We start from the raw sequence: 6,572 nt of genomic DNA, 5'->3' as shown, positions 1-6,572 counted from the left end.
GGCCGAGCTGGTCTACGGCGACCGGGTCGGCATCGTCGACGAGCCGGTGCAGCCGGCCGAATCCTGGGGCGAGCTGAGCTACCGGCGGATCGCCGAGCTCGCCCGGGCCCAGGCCGCCGGGCTGGACCGGCTCGGCGTCGGGCCGGGCGAACGGGTCGCGGTCGTCTCGCACAACTCGGCGCGGCTGCTCACCTCCTTCTTCGGGGTGAGCGGGTACGGCCGGGTGCTGGTGCCGGTGAACTTCCGGCTGAAGGCCGAGGAGGTGTCGTACATCGTCGAGCAGAGCGGCGCCTCCGTCCTGCTGGTCGATCCGGAAGTCGCCAACGCCCTCGACGGGGTGACGGCCAAGCACAAGTTCGTGCTCGGCGCGGACAGTGACGCCCTGCTCTACGACTTCGACAACTCCCCACGGCGGTACGCGGTTTCCGAGAACGACACCGCCACCATCAACTACACCAGCGGAACCACCGCCCGCCCCAAGGGCGTTCAGCTCACCCACCGCAACATCTGGCTCAACGCGACGCTGATGGGCCTGCACTACGGCGCCAACGACCGGGACGTCTACCTGCACACCCTGCCGATGTTCCACGCCAACGGCTGGGGTCTGCCGTTCTCGCTCACCGGGCTCGGCGCCCGGCACATCGTGCTGCGGAAGGTGGACGGCGCGGAGATCCTGCGGCGGGTCGAGCGGCACGGGGTGACCTTCCTGTCCGGCGCGCCCGCCGTGGTGCAGATGGTGCTCGACGCGGCCGCCGACTGGGACGGCCCCGTGCCCGGCCGGGACCGGGTGCGGATGATCGTGGCCGGCGCGCCGCCGCCGACCTCGGTGGTGCAGCAGGTCGAGGAGCGGCTGGGCTGGGAGTTCATGCAGCTCTACGGCCTGACCGAGACCGCCCCGATCGTCACGGTCAACCGCTCGCGGGCCGAGTGGGACGCGCTGCCCGCCGCCGAGCGGGCCGAGAAGCTGGTGCAGGCCGGCGCCCCGGCGCTCGGCACCCAGCTGCGGGTGGACCCCTCCGGGGAGGTGCTGGTGCGCTCCAACACCGTGCTGGACGGCTACTGGCAGCAGCCCGAGGCCACCGCCGAGGCGCTGCGGGACGGCTGGTTCCACACCGGCGACGGCGGCACCCTCGATGACGACGGCCAACTGACCATCTCGGACCGGAAGAAGGACGTCATCATCAGCGGCGGGGAGAACGTCTCCTCGATCGAGGTGGAGGACTGCCTGTACAGCCACCCGGCGGTGGCCGAGGTGGCGGTGATCGGGGTGCCGCACGAGCGGTGGGGCGAGACGGTCAAGGCGCTGGTGGTGCTCAGGGAGGGCCGGGGGGCCGTCACCGAGGCCGATTTGATCGCGCACTGCAAGCAGCGGCTGGCCGGCTACAAGTCGCCCACCTCGGTGGAGTTCCGGGACTCGCTCCCGCGCACCGCCACCGGCAAGCTGCAGAAGTTCCGGCTGCGCGGGCCGTACTGGAGCGGGCAGGAACGTCAGGTCAACTGACCGGAGGGTTCAACCGATGAGGCCTAACTCTCTTGCGGCGAGGGCGAGTTCGGTCCGGTTGCGGACGCCGAGCTTGTGCATCGCGGACTTGAGGTAGCCGGTCACGGTGTTGCAGGTCAGGCCCAGCCGGGCGGCGATCTCCGGGTTGGTCCGGCCGGTCGCCGCCCAGCGCAGCACCTCGTGCTCGCGCGGGGTCAACGGCGGTACGGGGGCGGCCGGGCGGCCCTGCTTCGACTGCCCCTGCTTCGGCTGCCCCCGCTCCGGCCGGGGCGGCGCCTCCCGGCTCCAGGCCGCGGCCCCGGCGAGTGCCCGGGTCGCGGCCTGGGCGAGCTTGCCGACGGCGGAGATCCGGACGTCCCCGAACGGGACGACGGCGCGCACCGAGGCGTACACCACGCCGTGCACGGTGTCGCCGTCCAGTAGCGGGACGGTGAGCATCGCGTACAGGTCTTCGGCGGCCACGGCCGCGTCGTAGTGGTGCGAAATGGTCGTGGCCGCACGGTAGTCGGGCACCCAGGTGGGCGAGCGTTCGGCGAGCGCCCGCCCACCGAGGCCGAGGCCGGCCGGGACCGCCACGTCGTGCAGCAGGTCCGCCCGGGTGCCCGCCCAGTGGCGCAGCACCATGCCCTCGCCGCCGACGCGGCTCCCGGGCAGCGGCTCGGGCACGCCGACCAGGCCGACGTCGGCGCCGCACTCGGCCACCACCCGGCGGGCGAGGTCGCCGAGCACGGCGTCCCGGACCAGCTCGGCGGCGCGCACGGCGAGTTCGGGGTCGTCGGATTGCGCAGCGTCGTCGACGGGTTGCGCAGCTGGGAGGGCGTCCGCGCTTGTCATCGCGCGATTGTCACACGGGTCGCGGCCGGTGGCGAGAGTCCTGACGTGCGTGTTCCGCTTCGTTGCCGGGAAGTTGCCGACGCGGCGGCCGGGCCGGGCGTAGGGTTCGGCCGTGAGCTACCGGTCAGTAGCGACCGGCCCGCCGAAAAGGGGAAGCCGATGACCGACCCGAGCGCCGCCGAGGTCCTGCACGGCCTGCTGGCCGACCTGCGGGCCGAGGGCGCCGTCCTGGACGCACTGGTCGCCGGGTTGCCGGCCGAGGACTGGACTCGGCCGACCCCCGCCGAGGGCTGGACGATCGCGCACCAGATCGCCCACCTGGCCTGGACCGACGACTGGGCGGTGCTGGCCGCGCGGGACGCCGAGGGCTTCACCGCGTCGCTCGGCGGCCGCTTCACCGAGCTGCTGGCCGCCGGGGCCGACCCGGTCGAGGACGGTGCCCGGGCGGGCGCGGCCGCCGAGCCCGCCGCCCTGCTCGACCGCTGGCGGGCGAGCCGGGAGCAGGTGCAGGCGGCACTGGCCGCCACCCCGGTCGACGTGAAGCTCCCGTGGTTCGGCCCGCCGATGAAGCCCGCCTCGATGGCCACCGCCCGGCTGATGGAGACCTGGGCCCACGGCCAGGACGTCGCGGACGCGCTCGGCGCCACCCGGGAGCCCACCGCCCGCCTGCGGCACATCGCCCATCTCGGCCTGCGCACCCTGGGCTTCGCCTTCACCCTGCACGGGATGCCCGCTCCGCAGGCCCCGGTCCGGCTCGAACTGACCGCCCCCGACGGCGGGTCGTGGACCTTCGGCCCGGACGGCGCGACGGACGTGGTGACCGGCCCCGCGCTGGACTTCTGCCTGCTGGTGACCCAGCGCCGCCACCGCGACGACCTGGACCTCACCGCCACCGGCCCGGTCGCCACCGCCTGGCTGCCGATCGCCCAGGCCTTCGCCGGGGCGCCGGGCCCGGGGCGGGCGGCGGCCACCGGCGCCTGAACGGCCCGGGGCGGGTCTGTGCATAGACTGCGGGTCGGCCGACTGCACATACCGGAGGAGGCACCATGAGCTTCTACGGGCAGCACGACCGGAAGTTCGGTGACGGCATGCGCATCCCCGACCCGTTCGACTTCGACCTGGACCTGAGCGGACTCGTGCGCTACCCCGACTGAGTGGTCCGAGGGCTCACATGCCGATCCGCAGTGGGGTGAGCCGGGTGGCGACCAGGTTGGTGGCGCCGCGGTCGCGCTCGACGCGGCCGTGCACCAGCAGGCCGGCCCGGTCCAGGGCGGTGCGGCGCTGGGACTCCCAGACCGGGCGGTTGCAGATCACGTTGATCAGCCCGGTCTCGTCCTCCAGGCTCAGGAAGAGCACCCCGCCGGCCGTCGGCGGCCGCTGCCGGTGAGTGACCAGGCCGCCCACCAGCACCTCCGTTCCCGGTGGCACGTCCGGGAGTTGGGCGGCGGAGAGCGCGCCGCCGCGCTCCAGCCGGGTGCGCAGGTGCTGGAGCGGGTGGCTGGTGGCGGAGGTGCCGGTGGCCCACAGATCGGCGATGGTCTCCTCGACCGGGCTCATGCCGGGCAGCTCCGGCGCCTCGGTGCCGGGCGTGGTGCCGGGCAGCAGTTCGGCCGACACTCCTGCGAACGCCCCTGCCGCCCACAGCGCCTGACGTCTCGTCAGTCCGAAGCAGTCGAAGGCCCCGGCCGTCGCCAGCGCCTCCAGAGCGGGTGCGGGCAGGCCGGTGCGGCGGGCGAAGTCCTCCAGGTCGGCGTACGGCCGGCCGGCCGCGATCGCCTCGGCCTGCGGGGTGCCGATGCCTCGCACCGTCTCCAGGCCCAGCCGGATCGCCGGTTGCGGGCGTCCCGCGGTCAGCGGCGGCACCGGGGTCGGCCCCCGGTACGGCTCCAGGGTGGGGCGCGGCCCGCTGGCGTTGACGTCCACCCCGCGCACCCGGACGCCGTGCCGCCGGGCGTCCGAGACCAGGCTGAGCGGCGAGTAGAAGCCCATCGGCTGGTTGGCCAGCAGGGCACAGGTGAAGGCCGCCGGGAAGTGGTACTTGAGCCAGGCGCTGGCGTACACCAGGTAGGCGAAACTGATCGCGTGGCTCTCCGGGAAGCCGTAGTTGGAGAAGGCCTCGATCTTGCCGTAGACGTCCTCGGCGACCTCGGGCGGGATGCCGCGCTCGGCCATTCCGGTGAGCAGTCGCTCGCGCAGCCGGGCGACCCGTTCGTGCGAGCGCTTGGCGCCCATCGCCTGGCGCAGCCGGTCGGCCTCGGCGGGGGTGAACCCGGCGCAGTCGATGGCGAGTTGCATCATCTGTTCCTGGAACAGCGGCACCCCGAGGGTCTTGCCGAGGGCGTTCTCCATCAGCGGGTGCGGGCAGCCGGGCGGTTCCACCCCGGCGCGGCGGCGCAGGTACGGGTGGACGGAGCCGCCCTGGATCGGGCCGGGGCGGATCAGCGCGACCTCGACCACCAGGTCGTAGAAGTGGTCCGGCTTGAGCCGGGGCAGGGTGGCCATCTGGGCCCGGGACTCCACCTGGAACACACCCACGGTGTCCGCGCGGCGCAGCATCGCGTACACCCCCGGGTCGTCGTCCGGGATGGTGGCCAGGTCGTAGCGCAGACCGTGGTGCTCGGCGACCAGATCGCAGGTGTCGTGCAGCGCGGCGAGCATGCCGAGGCCGAGCAGGTCGATCTTCACCAGCCCCGCACCGGCCGTGGACTCCTTGTCCCACTGGAGCACGGAGCGCCCGGGCATCCGGGCCCACTCGGTCGGACAGATCTCGCCGATCGGCTCCCTGGTGAGCACCATGCCGCCCGAGTGGATGCCCAGGTGCCGTGGCAGGCCGTGCAGTTGGGTGGCGAGCCGGAGCACGTCGGCCGGGATGACGGCGTCCGCGCCGGGGGCGGAGCGGAAGTCGGTCTGCCGGCTGAAGGCGTCCACCTGCCCCTGCGGGTAGCCGAGCACCCGGGCGGCGTCGCGGATCGCCAGCCGGGGCCGGTAGGTGATCACGTTGGCGACCTGGGCAGCGTGCTCGCGGCCGTAGCGGCGGTAGACGTACTGGATGACCTCCTCCCGGCGGCGGTTCTCGATGTCCAGGTCGATGTCCGGCGGCCCGTCCCGGGCGGTGGAGAGGAAGCGTTCGAACAGCAGCTTGTAGTGGACCGGGTCGACGGCCGTGATCCCGAGGGCGTAGCAGACCGCCGAGTTGGCGGCCGAGCCGCGGCCCTGGCACCAGATGTCCTGGCTCCGGCAGAAGTCCACGATGTCGTGCACGATCAGGAAGTAGCCGGCCAGGTCGAGGTCCTCGATCACGTCCAGCTCCCTGGCGAGCTGGCGGCGGGCGGCGGCGTTGCCGGGGCCGAAGCGGGCCGGGCCGCCGGCCGCGACCAGGGCGCGCAGGTGGCTGATCTCGGTCTCGCCCTCGGGGACGGGGTAGCCGGGCAGCTCCGGGTCGAGCCGGGCGAAGTCGAAGGCGCAGGCCCGGCCGAGTTCGGCGGTGGCCCGCCGCACACCGGGGAAACGGGCCAGCCGGGCGGCCATCTCGCGGCCCGAGCGCAGGTGCGCGGTGCCGGCCGCCCTGGTCCAGCCGACGGCCTCCTGCAGGGTGCGGCGTTCACGCAGCGCGGCGAGGCTCTGCGCGAGGCGCCCCTGGGCGGGGCCGGCGTGGTGGGCGTTGGTGGAGGCGACGACGGGGAGCCGGAGCCTGGCGGCGAGCGCGGCCAGGGCGTCGTTGCGCCGGTCGTCGCCGGGCAGCCACTGGTCGATCAGCTCGACGTGGACGTTATCGCGGCCGAACGCCTCGGTGAGGGTGCGGAGTTGCCGCTCCCCCGTACCGTCGCCTAGCCCGGCCGGGACCCTCCCGAGACGGCAGCCGGTGAGCACCGCCCAGTGGCCGCCGTGCGCCCCGGCCAGCGTCGCGAGGTCGTACGCGGGGCTCCCCTTCGCCCCGCCGGCCAGTTGGGCGGCGGCGATCGCGGCGGAGAGGCGGCGGTAGCCGGAGGGGTCGCGGGCCAGGACCAACAGGTGCTCCACCGCGTGTTCGTGACGGAGCGTCAGTTCGGCTCCGAACACGGTGGCCACGCCCGTCCCCCGGGCCGCCTCGGCGAGCCGGACGGCGCCGTACAGGCCGTCGTGGTCGGTGATCGCGAGGGTCTCCACGCCCAGTCGGGCCGCCTCGGCGACCAGGTCCTCCGGTTCGCTGGCGCCGTCCAGGAAGCTGAGGGCGGAGTGGACGTGCAGCTCGGCCCAG

The 6,572-nt window shown here is 74.1% G+C and carries 4 protein-coding genes; 2 read left to right on the top strand and 2 right to left on the bottom strand.

Annotated elements, in window-relative coordinates; all coding sequences use genetic code 11:
- On the top strand, positions 1-1,501 hold a 1,501-nt coding region (locus J0670_RS26175), incomplete at its 5' end, for an AMP-binding protein (RefSeq protein ID WP_243437533.1).
- A gap of 9 nt (positions 1,502-1,510) precedes the next feature.
- Here the strand turns inward: J0670_RS26175 and J0670_RS26170 are convergent.
- On the bottom strand, positions 1,511-2,335 hold the full coding sequence (locus J0670_RS26170) for a LuxR C-terminal-related transcriptional regulator (RefSeq protein ID WP_207814129.1): 825 nt from the start codon (positions 2,333-2,335) through the stop codon (positions 1,511-1,513).
- 159 nt (positions 2,336-2,494) lie between these two features.
- Between J0670_RS26170 and J0670_RS26165 the strand changes: the two genes are divergently transcribed.
- On the top strand, positions 2,495-3,316 hold the full coding sequence (locus J0670_RS26165; RefSeq protein WP_207814128.1) for a TIGR03084 family metal-binding protein: 822 nt from the start codon (positions 2,495-2,497) through the stop codon (positions 3,314-3,316).
- Positions 3,317-3,502: 186 nt separating this feature from the next.
- Here J0670_RS26165 and J0670_RS26160 read toward each other — a convergent pair.
- On the bottom strand, positions 3,503-6,572 hold a 3,070-nt coding region (locus J0670_RS26160), incomplete at its 5' end, for an error-prone DNA polymerase (RefSeq protein ID WP_207814127.1).

The sequence above is a fragment of the Streptomyces sp. FH025 genome, assembly GCF_017427025.1.
In the GTDB taxonomy this organism is placed as follows: Bacteria; Actinomycetota; Actinomycetes; order Streptomycetales; family Streptomycetaceae; genus Kitasatospora.
Note: the sequence above shows the minus strand (reverse complement) of the source record. Positions and strands in the feature narration are given on the sequence as shown.

Excerpts from the sequence above, each read along its gene's own strand:
- J0670_RS26165 (WP_207814128.1), top strand. The coding sequence starts at position 2,495 with ATGACCGACCCGAGCGCCGCCGAGGTCCTGCACGGCCTGCTGGCCGAC.
- J0670_RS26170 (WP_207814129.1), bottom strand. The coding sequence starts at position 2,335 with ATGACAAGCGCGGACGCCCTCCCAGCTGCGCAACCCGTCGACGACGCT.